Below are 26,627 nucleotides of genomic sequence, written 5' to 3'. Positions count from 1 at the left end.
TCAGCATGTACCGGCCTTCCGGAACGCGCGGCGCCAGGCGTCGGCGAAATCAGAGCCGAGCCGTGCCTCGTCGACGGCGGCCCCGGGCAGCGCCCGAACCACGACGTCTGTGGGGAACGGGCTTGTCAGCTCCGTGGCAAGGTGCCGGAGGCGCCGCTTGACGCGGTTACGCGTCACGGCGTTGCCCACCTTCTTGGAGACAACAAAACCCACCCGGGTGCATTCGGGTGGATTCTGCTGAGGGTGCCTCACGTGCACCACTACTGTCGGCGTTGCCGCTCTCGAGCCGTGCCTGACGGTGATGCCAAAGTCGCCGGGCCTCTTCAGGCGCTGCGATTTCGGCAGCACAGAGTCAGGCCGACAGCTCGATGCGACCCTTACGACGACGGGCGCTCAGGATGGCGCGGCCGGCGCGGGTACGCATGCGGGCGCGGAAACCGTGGTTGCGGCTCCGACGACGGTTGCTCGGCTGGAACGTGCGCTTAGTCATGGGATTACTCCCTCAAGATCGAAGGTTGAACGCTGCCCGTGGCCCGGGCAGGGGGAAGTGGCCGCCGAGATGGCGACTGGTCAACGATACGTGGACAACCCCTCGTTAGCCAAACCGGCGCAGTTCAGCCAGTCAACTAAACAAACTACATGATTGTAGTCCAGGCGACACTCCGGCAACACGCCGATTCTCCTTGCAGGATCGTTCTACGGGGACTAGTTTCATAAGTCTGTCTCCGGTTATCCACAGGCGGGGCAGCATTGGGCTTAGCTCGAGATCAGTTATACCCTCTTGTGGACAACTCTGTGGACGAGTGCGATGTGAGGCGGAAGAACCGCCCGGGAAGTGGGTGAGGTGACTCAATCACCGACGCCAGACCTGGCGGTGCTGTGGGAGGACGTGATCACGTCCGCTGATTTCCCCACTCGCGCCTGGCTACGCCGTACCCGGCCTGTGGACATGCACGGCTCGACGCTGATGCTCGCCGTCGGTGATGAACCCACCCGCGAACGCCTGGAGACGAAACTCCGCCCACAGATTGAGGACCGGCTGAGCGAACTTTTCGGCCAGCCCACCCACCTCGCGGTGATGATCAGCCCCGAGCTGGTGCCCGACGAGCCGGCTCCGGCCCCGCCGATGCCGGAGGAGCTGCCGCCGCAACCCATGCTCCCGCGCTCGAAGCCCCAGGAGGTGCGGCTCAACCCCCGCTACACCTTCGAGTCCTTCGTCGCCGGCTCGTCGAACCGCTTCGCGCACGCCGCGGCCGCCGCCGTCGCGGAGACCCCCGGCAAGTCCTACAACCCGCTGATGATCTACGGCCCGTCGGGCCTGGGCAAAACGCACCTGTTGCACGCCATCGGCCACTACGTCACCAGCTACTACGAGAACCTCCGCGTGAAGTACGTCTCCACGGAGGAGCTCACCAACGACTTCATCAACGCCATCTCCAACAACCGCACCGCCGAGTTCCGCTCGTCGTACCGCGACGTGGACGTGCTGCTCGTCGACGACATCCAGTTCCTGGAGTCGAAGATCCAGACGCAGGAGGAGTTCTTCCACACGTTCAACACCCTGCACAACGCCCAGAAGCAGATCGTGATGACGTCGGACCGGCCGCCGAAGCTGCTGGAGGCGCTGGAACCCCGGCTGCGCTCGCGCTTCGAATGGGGCCTCATGACCGACATCCAGCCGCCGGACCTCGAGACCCGCATCGCCATCCTCCGCAAGAAGGTCGCGCAACAGCGGTTGACTGCGGGCACGCAGGTGCTGGAACTCATCGCCTCGCGCATCCCCACCAACATCCGCGAGCTCGAAGGCGCCCTCACCCGCGTCGCCGCCCTGGCCAGCCTGAACGCGCAGGAGATCACCGAGGACCTCACGCAGCAGGTGCTCAACGACCTCATGCCAGAGGACGCGGCCCCGGTGGACGCGCAGACGATCATGGCGGCAACGGCGGGCTACTACGGCATCAGCCACGACGACCTCACAGGCGCCAGCCGGGTGGCCACCATCGCGTCGGCCCGTCAGGTGGCGATGTACCTCTGCCGGGAGATGACTGAGTTGTCGCTGCCGAAGATCGGCTCGAAGTTCGGCGGCCGGGACCACTCGACGGTGCTGCATGCCGTGCGGAAGATCACGGAGAAGATCGGCGTGGACAGGGACCTCTACAATCAGGTCACCGAGCTCACGAACCAGATCAAGCAGGCGTGACGGCTGGTCCCGTATACCTCTAGGGGTATAGTGGCAGTGTGAACCAGGAGGCCCCCATGCAGTTGAACCCCGGAGAGATGGAATCCGTCGTCCGCAGACTCAAGCGCGCCCAGGGCCAGCTGGGCGGCATCATCAAGATGATCGAGGAAGGCCGCGACTGTGACGACATCGTCACTCAACTGGCCGCCGTGTCCAAGGCCGTCGACAGGGCCGGCTTCTCGACGATCGCGGTCGGCCTGAAGCAGTGCCTCGAGCACCCCGACCAGGGGATGGACCAGGCGAAGATGGAGAAGCTCTTCCTTTCGCTCGCCTGACGGCCCAGCTTGTTGCTGAGCCGCCGCCCCGCCCAGGGGGCGGCCGCTCAGCAACCGCGTTCAGACTCTGGCCGCGGTTCCGGCCTTCCACGTCATGTACCCGCCGTCGAGGTTCAGCACCCGCCGGTCCCCGAGGATGAAGACCGCGGCATGGCTGCGGATACCCACCCCACAATGCACGATGAGGTCACCGTCGGGGATCTCATCCATCCGGTCCCGCAGCTCGTCCAGGGGCAGGTTCACCGCGCCGGCGATCGCGCCGCGCTCGAATTCGCTCGGTGTCCGCACGTCGACGACCGTGGCGCCGGCCTCCTGCGCAGCCTCCACCTCGTGCCACTGGATCGAGTTCTCCAGCCCACTGAGGCGGTTCTCCGCCACGTACCCCAACATGTTGACCGCATCCTTGGCAGAACCGAACTGCGGCGCGTAGGCCAGCTCGAGTTCCGCCAACTCCGGGGCCTTCAGGCCGCCGGCCATCGCGGTCGCGATCACATCGATGCGTTTGTCGACGCCGGATTCACCCACGCCCTGGGCGCCCAGGATCCGTCCGTCGGCGGGATCCACCAGCAGCTTGAGCGCCATCGTCGCCGCGCCCGGGTAGTAGGTGGCGTGCGAGGCGGGGTGCGTGTGGATGACGAGGTGCTCCTTGCCCACGGCCCTGAGCCGCTTCTCGCTCCAGCCGACGGAGGCCACCTGCAGGCCGAGGAGCCCGACGATCGCCGTGCCCATGACGGGCCTGGCGGGCACACCGCGGCCCGCGATGTCGTCGGCCACGCGCCTGCCCTGGAGGTTGGCCGTGTTGGCAAGCGGCACCAGCACCGCGTCGTCGTTCAGTGCGTCGTCCTTCTGGACGGCGTCACCCACGGCGTAGATCGACGGATCCGACGTCAGGTTGCGGGAGTCGACGACGATGCCGCCGAGCGAACCGACGTGCAGCCCGGCGGCGCGTGCGAGTTCGACGTCGGGGCGCACGCCGATGGCGGCCACGACGATGTCGGCAGGCAGGGTCGACCCGTCGGCCAGGGTGACGTCGGTCTCACCGATCGCGGTCACCGCTGCGCCGAGCCGCAGGTCCACGCCGTGTTCACGCAACCGGTCGTGCACCGGCGCCACCATCTCCGGGTCGAGCGGGGCCATCACCTGGTCCAACGCCTCCACCAGCGCGACCTTCATGCCGCGGTGCAACAGGTTCTCCGTGACCTCCAGGCCGATGAAGCCGCCGCCGATGACGACCGCGGTTCGCGCGCCCTGCACCGCAGCCACCATTGCGTCGGTGTCCTCGACGTTGCGCAGCGTCAACGCGCGGCCGATGCCCGGGATGGGCGGCTGCACGGGGCGGGCGCCGGGGGAGAGCACGAGCTTGTCATAGCCGAGTTCGGACTCCTCTCCGGTGGCCACGTCACGCACGATGACCACCTTGCGCGCCCTGTCGATCCGCACGGCCTCCGTCCCGACACGCACGTCGATCCGGAACCTCTCCCACAGCGATTCCGGCGTCTGCAGCAGCAGGGCCGACCGCTCCTCGATGATGCCGCTCACGTGGTACGGCAGCCCGCAATTCGCAAAAGACACATACCCACTCCGCTCGAGGACCACGATCTCCATGTCCTCGTCGAGTCGTCGCAACCTTGTCGCCGCGCTCATTCCGCCGGCGACTCCTCCAACCATCACTGTTCTCACGGGGGACACTATACCCCCCGGGGTAGGTACCCCCGGGGGTATCATGCTATCGTTCAGGTGTAGTGATCGTCTGCGCCTGGCAGACGCTCAGAATTCGTCGAAAGGACCTCATCCATGTGCCGACCTGTCAACTGCAAAGTTTGCGGCAAGACCACCTGGGCCGGCTGCGGCCAGCACATCTCCGACGTCAAGCGCGGGGTGCCCTCTGCCCAGTGGTGCGACGGGCAGCATCCCGGTGAACAGAAGGTCGGCCTCCTGGGCCGCTTCCTCGGCCGCTGATCTGCCCTGTTCCCGGGTCCGTGCGGCCTGGGGACAACATGTTGACGGCACGCTGTCCCAAGCTGTGGATGGGGGTGTGGATAACTCCACACCCCCATTTTCATCCCCAGATACTCCACGTGTAGTTTGCATCTGCCCACACACCGTCCACATGCTCCGAACTGGCAGGACAAGGGGCGATGCGCGTTATCCCCAGAGTCCACAGGCGCTATGAGTACATCTGGAATGTAACTACAGAAAGATCATCAAAGCACCGGGTGTGGACAGAGGCACAGACGAGTACGCCGAACGCCACAAACCAACCGGCACCCACAGTTACACTCACCTGCGTGACCGACGACGACCGTAGCCGCATTGACGACCACCTCCAGCGGGGCATGGAGGCCGAACTGGCCAGCACCCGCGAAGAGCTGACGAAGGCTGCCGCGCACGCTGCCCGCATGGAGGGCGAACTCTTCGCCGTCGCCCAGCGCCTCACGGCCAAGGAGGCCGAACACGAGGCGGCCCTCAAGGCCCTGGCCAAGATGCGCGACGAACTGTTCGAGGCCCGCTCCAAGGTGGAGGAGGCCGAAGGGGAGATCGTCGAACTGAAGAACCGACTCGCCGCAAGCCCTGCGTCGCCGAAGCCGAATCTCGCCGAGCGCGCCGTCCGCAAGGTCGTGCGCACGGTGAAGCGATGACCGAGCTCGAGGGCCAGCTCGCCTCGGCCGACTACGTGCTGCTCACACCGTCGTACCCCAGGCCGTGGCGCAGTGGCCGCGAATTCGTCCGGACGCGGGCCAAGGCCTACCAGGCGGCCGGGCTCAGCGGTGTCGTCGTGGATTCATCGCTGCGCGCGGGCAGCACCCCCGAGGCCGGCACGGACGGCGAACTGCCGGTGTTGTCGGTCCCCCCGGAGGAGCTCACACGCGTCCTCGACGCCGCTGCGGAGGCCGAGCGGCCCGTGCTCGCGCACTCCCCGGAACCGAGCACCATCCACGCGCTACTCGACCGTGTCCCCGCGCAACGCCTGGCCGTCTGGTTCCACGGCTACGAGGTGCGCGACTACCGCCGGCTCGCCGGAAACCACGACAGCCGCGAGCTCGCCTCCATCCGCACCGCCCGGGACGAGCTGAACCGCGCCCGGTTCGAGGCGGCCGCCAGGCTCTTCACCGACGCTGCGGCCACCGTCGTGTTCGTCTCGGATTTCCAGCGCCAACTGGCCGCCCAGGACGTCGGCGTCGCGGCCGGCAACGCCCAGGTGATCCCCAACCACATCGACGGCGACACCTTCGTGGCCCGGGTGCGTCAGCCGGAAGAGGCCGCCCAGCTGCTTGTGCTGCGCAGCTTCGCGGAACGCAACTACGGCAACGACATCGCCCTGCGCGCCCTCGAGGTGCTGGCGGAGGAACCCGGCTTCGCCGAGCTCACCGTCACGGTGCGCGGCTTCGGCCGCCACTTCCGCGACGAGACCGCCGGCCTGCGTCGTCACCGCAACGTGACCGTGGAGGAGCGCTACTCCTCGCCCATCGAGATGGCCGCCGCGCACCAACGGCACGGGGTGTTCCTGTGCCCGACGCGCTTCGACACCCAGGGCGTGATGCTCGGCGAGGCGATGGCCAGCGGCATGGTCACCATCACCAACCCGGTGGCCGCCATCCCCGAATTCACCGACGACGCCTCGAGCCTGCTGCCCCGCGCGGAGGACCCCTGGGCCTTCGCCGATGCGATCCGCCACCTGCTGGCCAACCGCCAGCTGATGCCCGAACTGTCGGTGGCCGCGGCCGAACGGGTCCGCGCCCAGTGCGGCCGCGCCGCCACCATTGACCGCGAAATCGACCTCATCGGAGGCCTGTCCGCATGACGCACCGCACCCCGGTCCTGATCTCCGACGACCCGGTCGCCGCCCACATAGCCGGCGCCCGTGGCTGGAAGGTGCTGAAGCGCGACGGCCAGCTCCTGCGCTTCGACGGCCTGGACCCGGCCCAGACGCTGGCCCTGCCGCCGCTGCCGTTCAGCGTCCACGACGGATCCCTCGACGCCGCCACCGTCGGGGGGTGGGACAACCTGCTCAACTGGCTCCAGAAGCACATCCACGAGCCGATGCCCGTCGTCGCGCCGGACGAATGGGCCGCTGAGCTCGCGCTGTGGGCGGCTGCCTCACGCGGTTGGCCGTTCGGCGTCTGGATCGACGGGGCACCGCCGCTCCACACCCCCACTGCCGCAGCCTGCATGTTGGCCAACGAGGGCCTGTTCGCGCCTAAACCGGAGGCGCTGACGGACCTGGCGAAGAGGTGGAGGGAGCCGTTCTCGGAACTGCCCGCCACGCCGCTCATCGACGTGGACGAGAAGCCCACCCCGCGCGAGGAGCTGCGTGATCTCGGGGTCACGCGCGTGCTGGTGGTCAGCCACCACGACGAACCCACGCTGCCGACGACGCCCGGCCTCGCCGTCGACCTCGTCACCGCCGTGCGTCGCCCGGGGGCCGGGGAACGCACCCACTACGTGCCGGACCTCGGCGCCCCCGGCCTGACGAACTCGCCCGGCGCGCTGCCGGCGTGGGCGGCCATCGCGTTGGCCGGCGACCGTGAGCGGCCCGTTGCCGCCTCAGACCACATCGGTGGCTACTGGCGCTGGCAGTTGGAGAAGTACTTCGACGCCAGGGCGGACCACTACGACGTGGTCTACCTCACCGGCGAGCAGTACGTGGCGGCGGATTTCGCGCTGTACGCCAAGCGGCGTTGGTACGCCCGGATCATCGACGGCACCACCGCCACCCAGCGGTACACGTCGGAGGCCGAGCAGGAGCAGGTCGCCTACGACTCCGCCGGCTGGGCGATGCAGGTCGACGCGGTGCTGGGCGGGGAGGAGTCGCCCGAGGAGATCGCAGCCCTGGCGTTCAGCCTCGGTGAGCACGTTTTCCCGACCCGCTAGTCTCGAATGGTGAGCATCGCAGCGCGGGCCGAAGGCCTCACCAAGATCTACGGAACCGGCTCTGCCGTCGTGACGGCACTGTCCTCCGTGGATTTCGAGATCCGCGCGGGCGAATTCACCGCCATCATGGGCCCGTCGGGGTCCGGCAAATCCACCCTGATGCACCTGATGGCCGCTCTGGATACGCCCACCGCGGGCGAGGTCTGGATCGGCGACACCGCCGTCGGGCCGCTCGGCGACACCCCGCTGACGGAGTTGCGCCGCGACCGCATCGGCTTCATCTTCCAGGCGTTCAACTTGGTGCCCACGCTCACGGCCCGCGAGAACATCACGCTGCCGCTGGCGATCGCCGGCAAGAAGGTCGATGCGGAGTGGTTCGACCGCATCGTCGACGTACTGGGCCTGGCGGACCGGCTCACCCACAAGCCCTCGGAGCTCTCCGGCGGCCAGCAACAGCGGGTGGCGTGCGCCCGGGCCCTGATGAACCGCCCGGACATCGTGTTCGGCGATGAGCCCACCGGCAACCTGGATTCCACGTCGGCCGCGGAGGTGCTCGGCTTCCTCAGGCGCTCCGTGGACGAGTTCGGCCAGACGGTGGTCATGGTCACCCACGACGCCCACGCCGCCAGCTACGCAGACCGCACCGTGTTCCTCTCCGACGGCCGCATCGTCCACGAGATGCGCGGCGCCACGCAGGATCAGCTGCTCAGCGCGATGGCCACGCTGTACCCCCGCCACGACCAGCCCGCCGCGGCGGGCCCCGTGGTGTACCGGGACGGAACGGCCGCCTCCATGAACGCTCCGGTCGGTGACGAGGTCGAGGAAGAATCCACCGTCGAACGCTCCATCGCCCGCCGCGCCCTGCTGGACTGACCCATGTTGCGGGCCACGCTGAAATCCGTCTGGGCGCGCAAGGTGCGCCTCATCATGAGCGCCCTGTCGATCGTGCTCGGGGTGGCGTTCGTCGCCGGTTCGCTGATGTTCACCAACATGTTGTCGTCCAGCTTCGACTCGCTGGTCAAGGGGTCGCTGGCAGACGTCAACGTGTCGTTCGAGGCCACCGGCATCTCGGGGTTCGAGAACAACCCCGGCGTCCCGCCCGCGTTGTTGACGGACGAGGATGTCGCCGCCGTCGAGGCGATCGACGGGGTGGTGCGCGTCGAGCCCATGGTGTCGAACACGCAGGTGTACCCGCTCGACGACGACGGCCGCGTGCTGGCCTTCTCGGGTGCTCCCGGCCTGGGCATGAACTGGCAGGACGCCACGTCCTCCGACGGTGTGGCCGGCGCCCGGATCATCGACGGCCGTGCCCCCACCGCCGACGACGAGGTGGTCCTCGACCCCGCCACCGCGGCACGCGGGGGGTATGTGATCGGCGAGACACTGGATGTCGCCACCCCGCGCACCGGGATCCGCTCCTACACGCTGGTCGGCACCGGCACGTACGGCGCGGGCAGCACCGTCGGCGCGAGCTACCTGTTCTTCACCCTCCCCGAGATCCAGGCGATCGCACAGGACGGGCGCCCCGGTTCGTACGCCATGTGGGTCCAGACCACCCCGGAGGCCGATGCCGCCGCGGTGGCACAGGCGGTCCAGGAGGTGCTCCCCGACGGGTTCGTCGCGGAGACGGGGGATGAGCTGGCCGAGGGCATCGAGGAGCAACTCAACGTCGGCCTGGGCTTCGTCAACATCTTCCTGCTGGTCTTCGCGGGGATCGCCCTCCTCGTGGCCGCACTGCTGATCCTCAACACGTTCTCGATCCTGGTGGCGCAGCGGGCGCGCGAGCTCGCCCTGTACCGCGCCATCGGCGCCACCCGCCGCCAGGTGAGCGGGACGGTGCTGATCGAGGCGCTGTTCATCGGCCTGATCGGCGCCACCCTGGGCCTGGCCGTCGGCTACGGCCTCGCCTGGGGCATCCTCGGCCTGATGCGCGCCTTCGGCATCGACCCCGGGGACATCACGCCGACGGTCACCTCCTCGGCCATCATCGCGTCCTACGCCATCGGCGTCGTCATCACGCTCATCGCCGCCTACCTGCCCGCCCGCCGCGCGTCGCAGACCCGCCCAGTGGAGGCCATGACCAGCGCCGCCCAGTCCGGGCCCGAGCGCCTCGGCGGCCTCCCACTGTTCGGGGTGGCGCTGATCGAGCTGGGCGTGGCCGCCATGGTGATCGCCCTGTGGCTCGACGTGCCGCAGCCGCTCATCTGGTTCGGCGCGGGGGCCGCCGCGCTGCTGATCGGCATGGTGATCGCCGCGGCGGTCATCGGGGCGCCGCTGATCTGGCTGTTCGGCAGGGGGTTCCGTCTGCTGTTCGGCGAGGTGGGCAAGTTGGCGCAGCTGAACTCCGTGCGCCAGCCCCGCCGCACCGCGGCCACGGCCGCGACGCTGATGATCGGCCTCGCGCTGGTGTCCACCGTCGCCATCCTGGCCGCCAGCACCACCACGTCGCTGCGCAACCAGCTCACCGAGGACCAGCGCGGCGACTTCGTCATCGCGCCGCTGGCCTACCAGCCCTTCGACGCGAAGCTCTTCGACGCCGCCAGGGAGGTCGACGGGGTGTCCGACGTCTACGCCGGGTACCGGGGTGCGGCTCAGGTGGAGGGGATCGACGAGCCCACCAGCCTGTTCGGCCTGACACCCGAGGGCCTGGAGCGGGGCACCAGCCTCGACGTCACCGTCGGGTCGCTGAGCGAGGAGGGCGGGGAGCCGCCCGTCGTGCTGTCGGCCGACTACGCCAACGAGCACGGCTTCACGCTCGGCGAGGTCATCGACCTGGTCGGCCCCAAGGGCACCGCCGCCGTGCTCGTCACCGGCCTGCACGAGGAGGGCGCGGCGCTCCCCATCGGCGACATCGTGGTGACCCCGGACACGTTCGCGGAGGTCGCCGATGCGTCGATGGTCCAGCAACTGGTGGTCTTCATCGACGACGACGCGGACCCGGCCGCGGTCAGGGCCGGGCTCGAGGAGGTCACCGAGGAGGTGCCCACCGTCGTGGTGTCCGACGTGCAGGAGTTCGTGGAGAGCCGCGTGGCGCAGTTCGACCAGATCTTCGCCACCCTGTACGCGCTGCTCGCGCTCGCCGTCGTGATCTCGGTGCTGGGGATCGTCAACACCCTCGGCCTGTCCGTCATGGAACGGGTGCGCGAGGTGGGGCTCCTCAGGGCCGTCGGCATGACCAGGCCGCAGGTGCGGCGGATGGTCACGCTCGAGGCCGTGCTCGTCGCAACGCTGGGCGCCGTCCTGGGGGTTGTCCTGGGGGTGGCGTTCGGCGCGGCACTCGTGACGCTCCTGCGCGACCAGGGCATCGGCACGCTGGTCATCCCCTGGGTGCAGTTGCTGGTCTTCGTGGTGGTCGCCGCCGCCGTGGGTGTCCTGGCCGCGATCGCCCCCGCCCGCCGGGCCAGCCGGCTGGCGATCCTCGACTCCATCGCCGTCGACTGACGACGCGTTCAACCAACGTCTGGGTATGATGCTGGCGACGAGCTTTTTGGGTAGAACGACAAAGGTGTGACACGTGAAGATTCGAGTTGAACGCGAGGCGCTTGCCGACGCCGTGGCCTGGGTGGCGCGCAGCCTGCCCAACCGCCCCACCGCTCCCATCCTGGCAGGCATGCTGCTGGAGGCGGACGGCGACGGCCTGACGCTGAGCAGTTTTGACTCCACCACGTCGGCCAAGGTCACGCTTCCGGCCCAGGTGAGCGACGAGGGCCAGGTGCTGGTCTCCGGCCGCCTGCTCTCGGACATTGCGCGTTCGTTGCCGAACAAGCCGGTGGACCTCAACGCAGACCACACCAAGGTGGAGCTGACCTGCGGTTCCGCGCGCTTCACGCTGCAGACGCTGCCCGTCGACGAGTACCCCACCCTGCCGGACATGCCCACGCAGACCGGCACCGTGGACGCGGCTGTGTTCGAGAAGGCCGTCGGCCAGGTGTTCGTGGCGGCGGGCCGCGACGAGCTCCTCAACGTGTTCACCGGCGTGAAGATGGAGATCAACGGCGAGAACCTGTCGCTGCTCGCCACAGACCGCTACCGCATGGCGCTGAAGGAACTCACCTGGAACCCCACCAGCCCGGGCCTCGAGGGCAACGTGCTGGTGCCGGGCAAGGTGCTCGCTGACACCGCCAAGTCCATGACTTCGGGGGACACCGTCACCATCTCGCTGTCCACCACCGAGGCCGAGGGCGAAGGCCTCGCCGGCTTCGTCGGCGAGGGCTCGAAGGGTTCGCGTCAGGCCACCACGCGCCTGCTCAGCCAGGCGTTCCCCAAGGTGCGCCACCTCATGGACGTCTCCGCCACCGTCAGCGTCCGCATCGACACCGCAGACCTGCTGGCCGCGGTCAAGCGCGTCGCCCTCGTCGCGGAACGCAACACGCCGCTGCGCATGCGCATCAACGAGGACCACATCACGCTCGAGGCCGCCACGGGGGACCAGGCGCAGGCCGTCGAGGCCATCGACGCGCAGATCGAGGTCGTCGGCGACGAGCAGTCCATCACGGATGCGGGCTTCAACCCGCACTACCTGCTGGACGCGCTCACCGCGCTCGACGCCCCCTTCGCGCACTTCTCGTTCACGCTGCCCGGCAAGCCCTGCCTGATCATGGGCCTGCCCAGCATCGATGCGGACCCGTTGGGCGATTACCGCCACGTCATCATGCTGATGCGCCTGCCCAGCTGACGTGTTCGTCACTGAGCTCGCGCTTGCTGATTTCCGGAACTACCACGAGGCCCACCTCGAGCTGACCTCCGGCGTCACGGTCTTCGTCGGCGCCAACGGCCAGGGTAAGACCAACCTGGTCGAAGCCATCGAGTACCTGTCCACCATGTCGTCGCACCGCGTGTCGACGACGGCCCCGCTGATCCGCGCCGGCGCGTCGTCGGCGATCATCAGGGCGAGGGTTCAGGCCGCCCGCGACGACGACCGGTTGATCTGGCTCGAGCTCGAAGTGGTGCCCGGCAAATCGAACGTGGCCCGGCTCAACCGGGCGCCGTTGCAGCGCCCGCGCGAGTTGGTGGGGGCGCTGCGCACCGTCGTGTTCTCCCCGATGGACATCGCCATCGTGCGGGGAGACCCGTCAGACCGTCGCGGGTGGCTCGACTCGCTCGTCGTGACCCGGTGGCCGCGCATGGCTGGGGTGAAGCAGGATTTCGACAGGGTGCTGCGGCAACGCAACGCGCTGCTGAAGTCCATGTCCGGTCGCTCCCAGGTGTCGCAGGGCGGGGACGAGGACATCACGCTCGCCGTGTGGAACGAGCAGCTCGCGGCGCTGGGCGCCGAGCTCCTGCACGCCCGGCTCGACACGCTTGCCGACGTGCTGCCGTACGCCCAGCGCGCGTACGAAACCATCGCCCCGAAGAACAACCAGATCGACGCGGTCTACAAGAGCGGTCTCGACCTGGCCGATGTCGCCGCGGCCGAGGACGTGCGTGCGGAGCTGCAGCGCAGGCTGCTTGAGGCCATGGACCGCCTGCGCGGCGATGAACTGCACCGCGGCATGACGCTGGTGGGCCCGCAGCGCGACGACGTGGAGCTGTCCATCGGAGAACTACCGGCGAAGGGGTACGCGTCGCACGGCGAATCCTGGTCGCTCGCCCTGTCCCTGCGGCTGGGGGGCTTCTCCCTGGTGCGCGACGACGGCACGGAGCCGGTCCTGGTGCTCGACGACGTGTTCGCCGAACTCGACGTGGCCCGACGCGAACGGCTGGGCGCCGCCATCGCCGACGCCGAGCAGGTGCTGATCACCGCCGCCGTCGGCGCCGACGTGCCGGACTTCCCGGCCGAGCGCCGGTTCACGGTGAACGCCGGCACCGTCGCCCCGTCCCAGGATGCGCAGTCCGGATTGTCCGATCACCCTGAGGAATCGCGGGGCTGAAAGGGCCGGGGGTACCGTGATCTGGTTGACGCTGGGCAGGGGCCCGGCGGGAAGGTACCCGGCATGATCATCGACACCCTCGACCACAGGTCGCGCTACGCGGACATTCCCGGATTGGCGGAGATCCTCGACACCATCATGGGCCTCGGCACCGATGTCGAGCCCGGCACCATCGAGCTCGCGGAGGAGATCGGCGCGGTCAACATCTTCTCGTACGACGCTGCCGACCCCGAGGTGAAGACCCAGTTCGAGGCGCACCGTCGCTTCGCCGACGTGCACGTGGTCCTCGAGGGCGAGGAGACCATCAAGCTCGCGGCGCTCGACGCGCTGACCCCGGCCACCGAGTTCGACGAGGAGACCGATTTCGGACTCCACGAGGGCCCGACCACCGTCACCGTCAACCTGCAGCCGGGCTGGTTCGTCGTCGCGTTCCCCAACGACGCGCACCTCCCCGGTGTCTGGACCGACGGCCCCAGCCGCGTGCTGAAGGCCGTGGGCAAACTCCGCGTCGCCTGACCCCCCAAAGCGGCACCCTCCGTCCTGCCGGGGACTAACCTGGCAGGTAGGAGGCGTGACATGGCGAAGAAGCGTGACATGGCGAAGAAGAAGTTCGAGGATCTCCCTGGTTGGGTGCGGGCGCTGATGGGGCTCGGCGGAACGGCCGACGTGGTGCTGCGCATCGCGGCCATGATCGATGTCGCCAGGCGCGACAAGGACGAGGTCAACGGCCCCAAGGCTGTCTGGCTGCCCGCGCTGGGCGCCGTCAGCTCCATGGGGCTGCTGCCGCTGGCGTACTTCCGCTGGGGTCGCCGGGGGCCCGCGAAGTAGCAGGGCGGAAGGGCATGGTATTCATGTCCCCATGCCTCACTCCCGCCTCGCCCTCGCCGCCGTCGTCGCGCTTGCCCTGAGCGCCTGTTCCGGCGCGACGGAACCTCCAGCGCCGGAACCCACCACCGCCTCCACAGAGGCCTCGACCACCGCGTCGCCCACCCAGGAGGCCGTGCCGGTGGAGCTGCCGGACACCCCCGTCGGTGAGGCCGCGCAGTGGGTGCTGGACCTGCTGGCGGCCGACGCCGGGCCCACCGCCGAGGAGGCGGAGGAGCGGCTGGGCGACGAGTTCCTCGGCCAGGTGCCCGCAGACCAGGTCGGGCAGGTGTTCGCGCAGCTCCGCGAGGAGGGCCCCTTCACGCTGGTCAGCTGGGACGGCACCGACACCCAGGGCACGGCAGAACTCGATTCGCCGGCCACGCCCGTGCTGATGATGATCGCGCTCAAGGACGGCAAGATCGACGGTCTCATGTTCGTGCCCAACGAGAAGGCGCCGGAGATCCAGGAGCCCGCGGAGGCGTCCCAGTTGCTGCTCGACAAGGCGCCCACCTCGTCGTTCCTGCTCGCGGAGGTGACCCGCACCGGCGATACCCCGGAGTGCACACCCATCGAACAGCGCGACGCCGACAAGGTGTTGCCGATCGCCTCGATGTTCAAGCTCTACGTGCTGGGCGCCGTGGCCACCGCCGTCGAGGACGGTACGTTGACGTGGGAACAGGAGTTGACGCTCACCGAAGGCCTCAAGTCGCTGCCCACCGGCAACCTGCGCAACGAACCGGCCGGTACGAAGGTCACCGTCGAGAAGGCCGCGCTGGAGATGATCTCCACCAGCGACAACACCGCCGCGGACCTCCTGATCGACGCCGTGGGGCGCGAGGCCGTGGAGGCCGAGCTGGAGAAGATGGGGCACCACGCACCGGAGCTCAACCGGCCGTTCCTCACCACCCGCGAGGCCTTCCAGATGGCCGGCGACCAGGGCATCCGCGCCAAGTGGGCGGCCGCCTCCAACGGCTACAACGACGCCACCGTGGCGGTCTCCGAGGCCCAACGCGCGGTCCTCTCCGGCCTGCCGGAGTGGGACCTCACCTACGACGAGACCACCATGGGCAGCCCGTTCTGGGACGAGGGGATCGACTGGTACGCCACCGCCGCGGACCTCTGCGCGGCCCACGTCAACCTCCAGCAGCGCGCCGCCACGGAGCCGGGCAAGCCCGTGCGCGGCATCCTGGCCGCCTATCCCGGCATCGAGGTGCCCGGCGCGGTCTACATCGGCTTCAAGGGAGGGTCGGTGCCCGGCGCGCTCGGCCTGTCGTTCTACGTGGAGGGGCCGGAGAAGATCCGGGTCCTGGTTCTGCAGAGCGCCGGCGACACCCCGGAATCGGTGCCGCAGTCGAATTGGATGGCCAGCCTCGCCGAGAACACCCTGGGATAGGTGCCGCCCGGGAACGTCGCTGCGGAGACTAAGCTGGACCCATGTCCGAGCCGCACGATCCCACGGGGCTCGAGTTGGCGTCGGAGATCGCCCGCGCCACCGTCGAGGCCTCTGAATACGGCGTCGTGCTGCCCGAACCCGCCCCGCCGCGCACCCCGCGGCGCACGAGGCGGGTGTTCGAGCAGGAGCGCAGCAGTGCGCACCCGGACGACCGCGACCCCAAGCTCGTCGGCGATGTGCTGAACGAGGTGGTGCGCAAGCGCGGCTGGAAACGCCGGATCAACCTGTCGACGGTGTTGCGCCGCTGGCCCGAACTGGTGGGCGAGTCGAACGCCGCGCACTCCAAGCCGGTGAACTATGACGCGGGGGTGCTGATCGTCGACTGCGACTCGACGGCGTGGGCCACCGCCATGCGGTACGCCGCGTCCCAGTTGGTGGCCAAGCTCAACGCGGCGCTGGGCGAGCAGACCGTCCTGCGCGTCGAGTTCCGCGGCCCGAAAGCCCCCAACTGGAAGAAGGGGCTGCGGTCCGTCCAGGGCCGGGGCCCCCGCGACACCTACGGCTGAGCCGCCGTCCGCCACGCCGGGTCGACGGCGACGAGGGTCACGTCGGAGAGCCTGCCCGCATCGACGGTGGCGGTCATGAAGGTGCCCACCGGCTGTCGGCGACGGTCGGTGGGCGAGCCGGGGTTCAGGAGCCGCATCCCCGCCGGTGTCACGGTGTCCCAGGGGATGTGGGAGTGGCCGAAGACCAGGACGTCGGTGTCCGGGAAGGCGGCGTCCATCCGCTTCTCGCGCCCGGCCGCCGGCCCCGTCTCGTGGACGACGGCGAACCGCACCCCGCCGATGACCGTCCTGGCGACTTCGGGTAGTCGCTGACGCAGGACCGCGCCGTCGTTGTTGCCGTGCACGCCGACGTGACGACCCCCGGCTCGGCGCTCCACCTCGTCGAGGAGCGCCGGCTCGACCCAGTCGCCTGCGTGGAGGACGACGTCGGCGGCCTCGATGGCTGCCCAGAGCTCCGGCGGAAGGTCGTGGGCACGCTTGGGCAGGTGCGTGTCGGCGAGGATCACCAGCTTGTGCATGTCGCCATCGTAAGTGGGGGCACGGAAGCAGTGCTGTACTGGTCAGATGAGGATCACGGTCACTGGAACCAGCCGCGTCAAGGTGCGCGCCGAGTGCGCGCAGGTGTCGTTCTCCGTCGGCCGACGGGGTGCGGACCACGACGCCGTGATCGGCGAGGTCGCGGCGGTGGCCAAGCAGGTGCGGTCCCTCCTCGACGAACTGACCCCTGAGGACGACGGCGATCAGGCTCACCTGTCGGGCCTGCGGACGTGGACCGACTTCTCGGGCGCGGGTGAGCCGCAGCATGTCGCCCAGCTGGACGGCTCCGTGATCGTCTGGGAACTCGACGACCTCGGCGACTTCCTCGGCCGCTTCGCCGCGGTCGACGGCGTCACGGTGGACAACGTCCAGTGGAAACTCACCCAGGACACCCGCGACGCCATCGAGCCAGAGGCCATCCGCGACGCCTTCCAGGATGCACGGCAGCGCGCCAGGTGGATCGCCGCCGCGGCCGGGCGCCAGGCGCCGGAGCCGGTGGCGGTCACCGACGGGGGCGAGCCGCCGTCGCTGCACTACAGGCAGGCGCTCCTCCGGGCCGACGGCACCGCCGCCCTCGACCTGGATCTCGACCCCGTCGACGTGGAGATCAGCGTCGCTCTCACTGTCGAGTTCGAGGCCGCCGAGGGCTGATTCCCGGGATCGGCGGTCATTATCGCCACCTTTCCCCTCCTGGCGCTGTGATGAGCTGAATTACACGCCGTGGATTCTCAGTTGCCCTTCCAATTGGTCCTCGAAGGTGATTCGATGGTTTGAGTAGTCATTGACGACGGCTTGGGGGGCTGGGAGCAAGATGAAACTGCGAGGCACCACCTCAGTGTTGGCCGCCGCTGTTGCAGTGGGTCTGGTTGCGCTAGTCGGTGCAAGCAGCGATGAGCAGGTCATCGAAGCAGTGCCCGCCCCCGCCGCGATCATCCAGAGCCCACCGGCACCCGCTCCGGGCATCGGCCACGCGCGCGCCAGCGTCCAGGAAGTGTTCGGCGAAGAATTCACGGATCCGCTGGGCGTCTACGCCGTCGAGGGCGGCTACCAGACCTGGCGGGTGCCCGGCGGGGAAGACCTCGGCTTCGATCCGCACAACGCGCCCACGCCTGAGGTCATCCAGCCCGACGGGGTGAAGGAACTCGATCCCGTCGTCGTGCCCCTGCCCGTTGCCCCGGCCACCATCCCCGTCACGACGGTGGAGTCCGTCGGCACCCAGAAGGCGGGCGCGCTCCTCTCGCCACCGGTGCGCGGGCGCTCGTCGTCGAAGTTCGGCATGCGGTTCCACCCCGTGCTACGCGTGTACAAGCTGCACACGGGCCACGACTGGGCGGCCCCCTGTGGCACCCCGGTGGGTGCCGCCGCTGCCGGCACCGTCGTCGGCACCGGTTGGGCCGGCGGCAACGGCGTGCAGGTCAAGATCGACCACGGCAGGCTGGGCGGCTACCGCGTCGTGACCACCTACAACCACCTCTCGTCCATCGGCGTGAAGGTGGGGCAGAAGGTCTCCGCCCTGCAGGGCGTGGGCCGCGTCGGCAGCACCGGGTACTCCACGGGTTGTCACCTGCACTTCGAGGTGATCGTGAACGGGCAGTTCACTGATCCCATCCCGTGGCTCAACGGCAAGCCCGGCGTCGTCGACCTCTCGGTCATGATGACGCTGGCCCCCGGAACGCCCTCGTCGAGCGCGTCGCCGTCGCCTTCACCGTCGCCTTCCCCCTCGCCGAGCCCTTCCCTGTCGCCGTCGGTCCCCGGCCAGCCCTCGGTGAGTGCCACCTCGGAGCCGCCGCCCGCGCCCGAGCCCGGTGACACGTCGGCCGCCGGGCCGAAGCCCTCCACCCCGGCACCGGGTACCACGTCGAACCCGCCCAGCACCTCCGCGCCGGGGACGACACCGGCACCCACGCCCACCACGACGTCTGCGGCACCGAAGCCCAGCCCCTCGGCCAGTGCGACGACGAAATCGCCTGAGCCGAGCCCCGTCACCTCGTCGCCACCACCGCCACCGCCACCCCCTCCTCCGTCGTCAACGCCGCCGGCGCCTTCGCCCGAGCCCTCCCCGACGCCGGTACCCAGCCAGACGGTGACGGAGTCTCTGAGCGAAGTTCCGTCGACGCCGGCCGCTCCCTCGCCCACCGTGGCTGAGAGCGTGACGGTCAGCGCTGAGGCGTAGCCCAAGACGGTCCCGGGCTCAGTCGTTGAGCCGGGCGGCCATCCAGTCCACCAGCGGGGCGGACCCTCGCCAGATCTCGCGGACCTCCTCGGCGAACGCCTCCACCCCCGTGGCCGTCTCCTCGCGCATCGCGCTCAGCGACCGGTGCCGCAGCAGCCTGATCCGGGGATGCGCCTTCGTGAAGCCCCGCGGCGCGGTGGCGAGGGTCTGCCCCGTGATCAGCCACCCGTCGCGCTCGAGGCCCTCAATCATCGTCTGGAGCTGGCCGCCCGAGCGCTCGTCGTCAATCGCGGCGCGGAAGCGGGCCAGCGCCTCCGGCTCCGCGCGGTAGAAGCCGCCCCCGGCGAAGGCCTCCTCGGCGTTGACCTCGACGTAGAAACCGCAGGCCGGCGCCATCGCCACGTACGCGCCCTGGTGGGTCTTGTAGGGCGACTTGTCCTTGGCGAACCGCACATCTTTGTGGGGGCGGTACACCTTGGCCTCCCCGAACTCCTCGGCCAGCGCGGCCACCACCCGGGTCAGCGGGCCGCGCACTTCGTTGTCGTAGCGCGCCTTGTTGGCGAGCCAGAAGTCACGGGTGTTGTCGAACTCGAGTTCGCGGTAGAACTCGGCGGCAGGGAGGGGGAACGTGTCCATGTCCCAGATTCTGCCCCCTGGCCGGCCGACGGTGCCCTCCGGCGGTTCGATCACGCGCCGATCTGCGGCCCTACGGCCCCCCGAGGGATAGGGGACCACGTCTCAGCCCCCGTTGGAACGCCCAAACGCGCAATAAGTGCGAATGAACGCCCATCCTGCGTCGTTAATGCGTGGTTTTGCGCGCACTCGCGGTAGTATTGGCACGTTCAACGGCGCTGGGGCAATCCCGGCGCCACTTTGTGTGGACAGGAGCAATGTGTCGGACGACGTGACCATGGATGAGGACCTCACCCCCCAAGCGCGGATGGAGGGACTCCAAGATTCAGCAGACATCACCGTCTCCGGATCTTACGACGCCGACCAGATCTCCGTCCTCGAAGGCCTTGAGGCGGTGCGCAAGCGCCCCGGCATGTACATCGGTTCCACCGGTGAACGCGGCCTGCACCACCTCGTCTACGAGATCGTCGACAACTCCGTCGATGAGGCCCTCGCCGGGTACTGCGATTCCATCGAGGTTGAACTCCTCGATGGCGGCGGCGTCCGCGTCAAGGACAACGGCCGTGGCATCCCGGTCAAGGAACACCCCGTGGAGAAGATCCCCACGGTCACCCTCGTGCTGACAGTCCTGCACGCCGGCGGCAAGTTCGGCGACGGCGGCTACAAGGTCTCCGGCGGCCTCCACGGCGTGGGTTCCTCCGTCGTGAACGCGCTGTCGGAGCGCATGATCGTCGACGTGCGCCGCGACGGGTACCGCTGGCACCAGGAGTTCGAGTACGGCACGCCCGTCACGGAGCTGGAGCGGATGGAGGCCACGGACGAGACCGGCACCACCATCGCGTTCTACCCCGGCCACGACATCTTCGAGACCACGTCCTACAACTACGAGACGTTGTCCACCCGGTTCCGCGAGATGGCTTTCCTGACGAAGGGGCTGCGCCTCTCCCTGCTCGACCTGCGCGCCGAGCGCCAGGTGGCAACGGGCGATGACGGCGAAGTCGACACCCCCTACGACGAGTTCCTCTACAACGACGGCCTCATCGACTACGTGAAGTACCTCTCGGGCAGCAAAGAGGCCATCCACCCCACCGTCATCGACGTCGAGGCCCACGCCCCCGAGGCTGGCATGGGCGTCGAGATCGCGATGCAGTGGAACACCTCCTACGCGAGCAGCGTCTACACCTTCGCCAACACCATCAACACGCATGAGGGCGGCACCCACGAAGAGGGCTTCCGCGCCGCGCTGACCGGCACGGTGAACCGCTGGGGCGAAACCTGGGGCCTCATCAAGAAGCGAGAGGACCGCGTCTCCGGCGACGACATCCGCGAGGGCCTCACCGCCATCCTGTCGATCAAGGTTTCGGAGCCGCAGTTCGAGGGCCAGACCAAGACCAAGCTGGGCAACACCGAGGCCCGCACCTTCGTCCAGCGCGTCCTCAACGACCGCCTGGGTGACTGGTTCGAGCGCAACCCCGCCGAGGGCAAGGACATCGTCCGCAAGTCGCAGGCGGCGGCCGCGGCCCGCATCGCGGCCCGCAAGGCGCGCGACATGGCCCGCTCCCGCAAGGGCCTGCTGGGCGGCTCCGGCCTGCCCGGCAAGCTCGTGGACTGCCAGTCGACGGACCCCTCCGAGTGCGAGCTGTTCATCGTGGAGGGCGACTCCGCAGGCGGTTCCGCCCGCGGTGGTCGTGACCCGCGCACGCAGGCGATCCTCCCCATCCGAGGCAAGATCCTCAACGTGGAGAAGGCCCGCATCGACCGCATCCTTGCCAACAAGGAGGTCGAGGCCATCATCAACGCCCTCGGCGCGGGCATGCAGGAGGACTTCGACCTCAACAAGCTGCGCTACCACAAGCTGATCCTGATGGCTGACGCCGACGTCGACGGTGCGCACATCCGCACGCTGCTGCTGACGCTGTTGTTCCGCTTCCTGCGCCCCATGATCGAGGCCGGGCACGTCTTCCTCGCGCAGCCGCCGCTGTTCCGCATCCGGTGGTCGAACTCGGCGCACGAACTGGCCTACAACGACACCGAGCGCGATGCGCTGCGCGACGCCGGGCTCGCCGAAGGCAAGAAGCTGCCGCAGGTCAACCCCATCCAGCGCTACAAGGGCCTGGGCGAGATGAACGCAGATGATCTGTGGGATACCACGATGGACCCGGAGAACCGGATCCTGCTGCAGGTCACGCTCGACGACGCCGCCATGGCGGATCAGATGTTCTCGATCCTCATGGGTGAAGACGTCGAGCAACGCCGCACGTTCATCCAGCGCAACGCCAAAGACGTGCGCTTCCTCGACATCTAGCCGTTCCCGGCCGGAGCCCCCACACTTTCACACTCCCCTCAAGCCCCGAAAGGTTCACTGACGCATGGCTGACGACGTCGACAAGGACGAACTCAAGGCACCCGCGCTGGGCCGCATCGATCCCATCGACCTGCAGGTCGAGATCCAGAACTCCTACCTCGACTACGCGATGAGCGTCATCGTCGGGCGTGCGCTGCCCGACGTGCGCGACGGGCTGAAGCCCGTCCACCGCCGCGTGCTCTACGCCATGTGGGACGGCGGCTACCGCCCTGACCGCGGGTGGAACAAGTGCTCCCGTGTCGTCGGTGAGGTGATGGGTCTGTACCACCCCCACGGTGACTCAGCGATCTACGACGCCCTCGTGCGTCTCGCGCAGCCGTGGGCCATGCGCCTGCCGCTCGTGGCGGGTCAGGGCAACTTCGGCAGCCAGGGCAACGACAAGGCCGCAGCCATGCGGTACACCGAGACCAAGATGGCCAACCCCGCCGTCGAGATGGTGCGCGAGATCGAGCAGAATACCGTCGATTTCCGTGCGAACTACGACAACCGCGAGCTGGAGCCGACGGTGTTACCGGCCCGGTTCCCGAACCTGCTGGTCAACGGCTCCACGGGTATCGCGGTGGGCATGGCCACCAACATCCCCAGCCACAACCTGCGTGAGGTCAACGACGCGGTGCAGTGGGCGCTGGCCAACCCCGACGCGTCGCGCGAGGAACTGCTCGAAGCCGCCATCCAGCGCATCCAAGGGCCAGACTTCCCCGGCGGCGCACTGATCGTCGGGCGTTCGGGCATCGAAGAGGCATACCGCACCGGGCGCGGCTCGGTGACGATGCGCGCGGTCATCGGCATGGAGGAGGACCGCAACGGTCGCCAGCTCCTCGTCATCACGGAGCTGCCCTACATGGCCAACCCCGACACGCTGGCGCTGCGCATCGCAGACCTCGTCAACTCTGGCCGCCTGACGGGCATCGCCGACATCCGCGACGACACGTCGGCGCGCACCGGCCAGCGTCTGGTGATCGTGCTCAAGCGCGACGCCCAGCCGCGTGTCGTGATGAACAACCTGTACAAGCACACGTCGCTGCAGGACACGTTCGGCTGCAACATGCTGGCCATCGTCGAGGAGGTGCCCCGCACCCTTCGCCTCGACCAGTTCATCTCGCTGTGGATCAAGCACCAGCTCGAGGTCATCCGGCGCCGCACGCAGTGGCAGTTGGATGAGGCCGAGCGCGCCGCCCACCTCGACCGCGGCCTGGTCAAGGCACTCAACATGCTCGACGAGGTCATCGCCCTCATCCGCGCCAGCGCCACCGCTGATGCGGCCAACCAGGGCCTGCAGGAGCTGCTCGACATCGACGAAGTGCAGGCGCGCTTCATCCTGGACACCCAGCTGCGCCGCCTGGCGTCGATGGAAATCCAGAAGATCGTCGACCGCTTGGCCGAGCTGGAGCGTCGGATTGCCGACCTGAAGGACATCCTTGGCGACGAGGCCCGGCAGCGTCGGATCATCGCAAGCGAGTTGCAGGAGATCGTCGACAAGTACGGCGACGAGCGCCGCACCCGGATCGTCGCGGCTGATGGGGATTTTTCCGATGAGGATTTCATCCCCAACGACGACGTCGTGGTCACCATCACGCACGGCGGCTACGCCAAGCGCACCCGCGCGGATCTGTACCGCGTGCAGAAGCGCGGCGGCAGGGGCGTGCGCGGTGCGTCGCTGCGTGCCGACGACGAGGTGGCGCATCTCTTCACCACCACCAACCACCAGTGGATCCTGTTCTTCACCAACTTCGGCCGCGTATATCGCAGCAAGGTCTGGCAGTTGCCGGAGGCTGGTCGGGACGCGAAGGGCGGCCATGTCGCCGGGCTGATGAGCTTTCTGCCCGACGAGCGGATCGCCCAGGTGTTGACCATCGACTCCTATGAGGATGCGCCCTACCTGCTGCTGGCCACGAAGAACGGCCTGGTCAAGAAGACGGACCTGAAGGCGTACGACTCGCCGCGCCAGGCCGGCGTCATCGCGATCAACTTCCGCGAGCAGGGCGACGAGTTGATCGGCGCGTCGCTGGTTTCCGAGTACGACGACGTCCTGCTGATCTCGCGCAAGGGCCAGGCCATCCGCTTCCGGGCAGACGACGAGCAGTTGCGTCCGATGGGGCGCGCCACGTCCGGTGTGACGGGCATGAAGTTCCGCTCGGGCGACGAGTTGCTGTCGATGGCTGTGCTCCGCGCCGATGAGGATCAGTCTGAACAGTACGTGTTCACGGTCACCGACGGTGGCTACGGCAAGCGCACCTCTGTCAGCGAGTACCGCGTCCAGGGCCGTGGCGGCCTCGGCATCAAGGCCATGAAGCTGAACGAGGACCGCGGCAAGCTCGTCGGTGGCCTGATCGTCGGCGAGCATGACGAGGTCATCGCGATCAAGGTCTCCGGCCAGGTCACCCGCTCGGCCGTCTCCGACGTGCCGGCGAAGGGCCGCGACACCATGGGCGTGAAGTTCGTCGGTGTCCGCGGTGAGGACGAGGTCAGTGTGATCGCGCTGTATCCCGAAACCGAGGTCACCGAAGACGAGGTGGCTACGGAGGAGCCGGCAGACGGTAGCGTAGGGGAAACCGTGGTCGAGGAGGCGACGGAAGTGAGCCCGGAGGAGACCGTCGATGAGTGATGCGCCGCGCTGGCCCGGGGCCGACGGACGCCCCGGTCTTGACTTCTCGCCCTACCGGTCGGACAAGCCGGCTGAGCCGGCGAAGTCGTCGCAGTCGGCTCCTGAGCCGGACACCCGCGCACAGCGCCCCGTGGGGGCGCCGTCGGAGCAGGGCAAGCCCGCCGACGACGGGAAGCCTCCGTCGGTGGCGCCCAGGGTCGCCGAGCGCGCGGCCCGTGCCGCCCAGGAGTGGGCGTCGATGCCGGTGACGCCGGCGTTCGGTTCCGCGCCGACGGCTCGCACGGCACCGGTGCCGCCGCCCGGCGCCAAGCAGCCCTCCATGCAGGGTCGCCCCGGCGGCCCCGCACCCCTCGGGGCACCGACGCGGGGTGGCGCCACCGTCGTTCCCCCGGGCCGTCGTAGCGCGAGTGAAGCCGAGGACGCGGATCCGCTGCCGCTGGCTGAGGTCGCCGAGCCGAAGGTGGAGAAGGGTGCAGCGCCTGTTCGCACCACGCGCCGCCCGCGCCGCACCCGGAAGGCTCGGCTGCGGCTGGCACGGATCGACCCGTGGTCCGTCATGAAGACGACGTTCCTCTTCGCGATCGCCTTCGGCATCATGCTCGTGGTGGCCACGTTCGTGATCTGGTCCGTGCTGGCAGGGGCCGGCACGCTGGAGTACGTCAACACGCTGCTCAACCAGCTGCTGGGCGACCAGGACACCGAGTTCGACGTGACCCAGATCCTGAGCGTGAACCGCATCCTCGGGTTCTCCTCGATCGTCGCGGCCATCAACGTGGTGATCATCACGGCCTTGGCCACTCTGTTCGCCTTCCTGTACAACCTGGCTGCCACCGTGATGGGCGGCCTCGAGGTCACCCTCGCCGAAGACTGATCCCTGGTCCGTCAGGGACCTTCCAGCGCAACCCCGGCCGTGAGCAATTGGATAGGCTCACGGCCGGTATTGCGTCGTTTTGTCGGCGGGCGGATTCAATCGGTGGGTGCAACACCAACTAGTTTGGCCAGTTTCTCAGCAGGGGTCTCGTAATCCAAGCCCTTCCGGGGGCGGGTGTTGAGTTCGTACTCGGCCGCGGCGACTTCTGCGTCGGTGACACGGGTGAAGTCGGTGCCCTTGGGGAAGTACTGACGCTTGAGTCCGTTGCTGTTTTCGTTGGTGGGACGCTGCCACGGGGAGTGGGGATCACAGAAGTACACCTTGCAGGAGGTCTCGTCGGTGAATCGGTGATGGGCGGCCATCTCTACGCCCTGGTCCCAGGTCAACGAGCGCCACAGCGAAGCGGGTAACTCTCGGGCCATGATCGTGAGGATGTCGGTGACGGTGAAGGTGTCATGGACACAGACCCGCCGCATCATCGTGTACTTCGTGTGACGCTCATCGAGGGTGACCAGCGCGGAGCGTAGATCCGACCCGATGATCAGGTCACCTTCCCAGTGGCCTGGCACCCGCTTGTCGTCAGCCTCCTCGGGACGTTTCGCCAGGACCGCGTCCTCCCCGATCCAGCCCCGGGGTTTAGCAGGCAGCTTCGATCTCGGTCGACGTTTGCTGCGGCCCTGACGTAACGCCTTGTCAACCGTCAATTCGTGACGCAGTGACCCGGCGGTCTGGATGTAGAGCGCCTGGTAGATCGTCTCGTGACTCACCCACATGTCCTCCCGGTCAGGGAATTCGAGTTTCAACCGGCCCGAGATCTGCTCGGGAGAATCACGCCGCTTCAACCGCTCGACCACCTCAGCACGCACCGCGCTACCAGGGGCCAGTTTCCCAGGCTTCGGCCGTTTCCGGGCCTGGTCGGCACGTGTCTGCGCGGGACGCCACCGGTACTTACCCTCAACGGATCCGCGTTGACGCTCCCGCCACACCGTCGAACGGGCCACCCCCAACTCGGCAGCGATCCACGTGTCACCACGTCCCTCGCTCAGCCGGATCGCGATCACCATCCGACCCGCCTGAGTCAGCCTGCCATTGCAATCGACCCAGTCCCCCTCGGGCACCCGACGCGGCTCCCGCGCCGCCCGCGGCCGCAGCTCGGGCACACCCCCGAGCCGCCCATGCTGCAACTTCACACCCTCGAGTTTGGCCCACCTCCACACCATCCCAGGCGAGATACCCAACCCCCGTGCGACTTCTCGCGCACTGAGCCCCTCAGCCAACCCGGCAAGGGCAACCCCACGCTTCTCCGCGACCGACACAACACATCCCCTTCAGATCTGTTGCACTCACCCCCTGAACTCGCG

Annotated in this window: 25 protein-coding genes; 19 read left to right on the top strand and 6 right to left on the bottom strand. The window is 68.5% G+C overall.

All coding sequences use genetic code 11. The features are described 5' to 3' along the window. A complete protein-coding gene (gene rnpA, locus ACZK4S_RS14240) occupies nt 1-348 on the bottom strand; it encodes a ribonuclease P protein component (protein WP_076061648.1) in 348 nt (115 codons plus the stop codon). 4 nt (nt 349-352) lie between these two features. Beyond that, complete coding sequence (gene rpmH, locus ACZK4S_RS14235) at nt 353-490, bottom strand: 50S ribosomal protein L34 (protein ID WP_076061646.1); 138 nt, start codon at nt 488-490, stop codon at nt 353-355. Nucleotides 491-844: 354 nt separating this feature from the next. On the opposite strand from rpmH, the gene dnaA reads away from it, so the two are divergent. Both dnaA and ACZK4S_RS14225 read left to right on the top strand, forming a co-directional pair. Continuing rightward, nucleotides 845-2,200, top strand: a complete 1,356-nt coding sequence (gene dnaA / locus ACZK4S_RS14230) for a chromosomal replication initiator protein DnaA (RefSeq protein WP_369819261.1) — start codon at nt 845-847, stop codon at nt 2,198-2,200. Nucleotides 2,201-2,238: 38 nt separating this feature from the next. Then, nucleotides 2,239-2,514, top strand: a complete 276-nt coding sequence (locus ACZK4S_RS14225) for a metal-sensitive transcriptional regulator (protein WP_463644735.1) — start codon at nt 2,239-2,241, stop codon at nt 2,512-2,514. Between the two features lie 60 nt (nt 2,515-2,574). On the opposite strand, the gene ACZK4S_RS14220 is transcribed toward ACZK4S_RS14225, so the two are convergent. Then, complete coding sequence (locus ACZK4S_RS14220; RefSeq protein ID WP_463644759.1) at nt 2,575-4,182, bottom strand: FAD-dependent oxidoreductase; 1,608 nt, start codon at nt 4,180-4,182, stop codon at nt 2,575-2,577. 126 nt (nt 4,183-4,308) lie between these two features. Here ACZK4S_RS14220 and ACZK4S_RS14215 point away from each other — a divergent pair, with 126 nt between their 5' ends. The 12 genes from ACZK4S_RS14215 to ACZK4S_RS14160 all read left to right on the top strand — a co-directional run bounded on the left by ACZK4S_RS14215 (nt 4,309) and on the right by ACZK4S_RS14160 (nt 16,082). Next, a complete protein-coding gene (locus ACZK4S_RS14215; RefSeq protein WP_182763093.1) occupies nt 4,309-4,473 on the top strand; it encodes a DUF8730 family Cys-rich protein in 165 nt (54 codons plus the stop codon). Between the two features lie 329 nt (nt 4,474-4,802). Further along, nucleotides 4,803-5,153, top strand: a complete 351-nt coding sequence (locus ACZK4S_RS14210; protein ID WP_076061639.1) for a hypothetical protein — start codon at nt 4,803-4,805, stop codon at nt 5,151-5,153. Continuing rightward, complete coding sequence (locus ACZK4S_RS14205) at nt 5,150-6,316, top strand: glycosyltransferase family 4 protein (protein WP_076061636.1); 1,167 nt, start codon at nt 5,150-5,152, stop codon at nt 6,314-6,316. The genes ACZK4S_RS14210 and ACZK4S_RS14205 overlap by 4 nt, the downstream gene beginning before the upstream one ends. Beyond that, nucleotides 6,313-7,386, top strand: a complete 1,074-nt coding sequence (locus ACZK4S_RS14200; protein WP_463644734.1) for a hypothetical protein — start codon at nt 6,313-6,315, stop codon at nt 7,384-7,386. The genes ACZK4S_RS14205 and ACZK4S_RS14200 overlap by 4 nt, the downstream gene beginning before the upstream one ends. A 6-nt stretch (nt 7,387-7,392) precedes the next feature. Next, nucleotides 7,393-8,259, top strand: coding sequence for an ABC transporter ATP-binding protein (locus tag ACZK4S_RS14195; RefSeq protein WP_083665506.1), 867 nt, complete (start codon nt 7,393-7,395; stop codon nt 8,257-8,259). Nucleotides 8,260-8,262: 3 nt separating this feature from the next. Continuing rightward, nucleotides 8,263-10,827, top strand: a complete 2,565-nt coding sequence (locus ACZK4S_RS14190) for an ABC transporter permease (protein ID WP_463644733.1) — start codon at nt 8,263-8,265, stop codon at nt 10,825-10,827. 73 nt (nt 10,828-10,900) lie between these two features. Beyond that, nucleotides 10,901-12,061, top strand: coding sequence for a DNA polymerase III subunit beta (gene dnaN, locus ACZK4S_RS14185; RefSeq protein ID WP_463644732.1), 1,161 nt, complete (start codon nt 10,901-10,903; stop codon nt 12,059-12,061). 1 nt (nt 12,062) lies between these two features. Next, entirely contained in the window at nt 12,063-13,256 is a 1,194-nt protein-coding gene (gene recF, locus ACZK4S_RS14180) for a DNA replication/repair protein RecF (protein WP_076061627.1), read from the top strand. 63 nt (nt 13,257-13,319) lie between these two features. Continuing rightward, on the top strand, nt 13,320-13,772 hold the full coding sequence (locus ACZK4S_RS14175) for a NanQ anomerase/TabA/YiaL family protein (protein ID WP_463644731.1): 453 nt from the start codon (nt 13,320-13,322) through the stop codon (nt 13,770-13,772). Nucleotides 13,773-13,832: 60 nt separating this feature from the next. Next, nucleotides 13,833-14,084, top strand: a complete 252-nt coding sequence (locus ACZK4S_RS14170; protein ID WP_143570953.1) for a hypothetical protein — start codon at nt 13,833-13,835, stop codon at nt 14,082-14,084. A 31-nt stretch (nt 14,085-14,115) separates the two neighbouring features. Next, nucleotides 14,116-15,516, top strand: coding sequence for a serine hydrolase (locus ACZK4S_RS14165; protein ID WP_463644730.1), 1,401 nt, complete (start codon nt 14,116-14,118; stop codon nt 15,514-15,516). 41 nt (nt 15,517-15,557) lie between these two features. After that, the gene (locus ACZK4S_RS14160) at nt 15,558-16,082 is read left to right on the top strand and encodes a DciA family protein (RefSeq protein WP_463644729.1); all 525 of its coding nucleotides are present in this window, start codon (nt 15,558-15,560) and stop codon (nt 16,080-16,082) included. Here the strand turns inward: ACZK4S_RS14160 and ACZK4S_RS14155 are convergent. After that, nucleotides 16,073-16,600, bottom strand: coding sequence for a metallophosphoesterase family protein (locus ACZK4S_RS14155; RefSeq protein ID WP_463644728.1), 528 nt, complete (start codon nt 16,598-16,600; stop codon nt 16,073-16,075). The genes ACZK4S_RS14160 and ACZK4S_RS14155 overlap by 10 nt on opposite strands. A 46-nt stretch (nt 16,601-16,646) precedes the next feature. Here ACZK4S_RS14155 and ACZK4S_RS14150 point away from each other — a divergent pair, with 46 nt between their 5' ends. Further along, nucleotides 16,647-17,270 (top strand): SIMPL domain-containing protein, encoded by a 624-nt coding sequence (locus ACZK4S_RS14150; protein WP_463644727.1) that lies wholly within the window; start codon nt 16,647-16,649, stop codon nt 17,268-17,270. A gap of 160 nt (nt 17,271-17,430) precedes the next feature. Next, nucleotides 17,431-18,792: a M23 family metallopeptidase gene (locus ACZK4S_RS14145; protein ID WP_463644726.1), complete on the top strand. Its 1,362-nt coding sequence runs from the start codon at nt 17,431-17,433 to the stop codon at nt 18,790-18,792. A gap of 18 nt (nt 18,793-18,810) precedes the next feature. Here ACZK4S_RS14145 and ACZK4S_RS14140 read toward each other — a convergent pair whose 3' ends face one another. Next, nucleotides 18,811-19,428, bottom strand: coding sequence for a DUF2461 domain-containing protein (locus ACZK4S_RS14140; protein ID WP_463644725.1), 618 nt, complete (start codon nt 19,426-19,428; stop codon nt 18,811-18,813). A gap of 166 nt (nt 19,429-19,594) precedes the next feature. Here ACZK4S_RS14140 and gyrB point away from each other — a divergent pair, with 166 nt between their 5' ends. The 3 genes from gyrB to ACZK4S_RS14125 all read left to right on the top strand — a co-directional run bounded on the left by gyrB (nt 19,595) and on the right by ACZK4S_RS14125 (nt 25,266). Then, nucleotides 19,595-21,730 (top strand): DNA topoisomerase (ATP-hydrolyzing) subunit B, encoded by a 2,136-nt coding sequence (gene gyrB / locus ACZK4S_RS14135; protein WP_369819268.1) that lies wholly within the window; start codon nt 19,595-19,597, stop codon nt 21,728-21,730. Nucleotides 21,731-21,794: 64 nt separating this feature from the next. Then, nucleotides 21,795-24,395, top strand: coding sequence for a DNA gyrase subunit A (gyrA, locus tag ACZK4S_RS14130; RefSeq protein ID WP_463644724.1), 2,601 nt, complete (start codon nt 21,795-21,797; stop codon nt 24,393-24,395). Then, nucleotides 24,388-25,266, top strand: coding sequence for a DUF3566 domain-containing protein (locus ACZK4S_RS14125; RefSeq protein ID WP_463644723.1), 879 nt, complete (start codon nt 24,388-24,390; stop codon nt 25,264-25,266). The genes gyrA and ACZK4S_RS14125 overlap by 8 nt, the downstream gene beginning before the upstream one ends. A gap of 95 nt (nt 25,267-25,361) precedes the next feature. On the opposite strand, the gene ACZK4S_RS14120 is transcribed toward ACZK4S_RS14125, so the two are convergent. Continuing rightward, complete coding sequence (locus tag ACZK4S_RS14120) at nt 25,362-26,330, bottom strand: IS30 family transposase (protein WP_386086559.1); 969 nt, start codon at nt 26,328-26,330, stop codon at nt 25,362-25,364. Nucleotides 26,331-26,627 lie beyond the last annotated feature (297 nt).

This window comes from Tessaracoccus zhenghani, from assembly GCF_055326325.1.
This window is presented reverse-complemented; position numbering and strand designations above follow the sequence as displayed.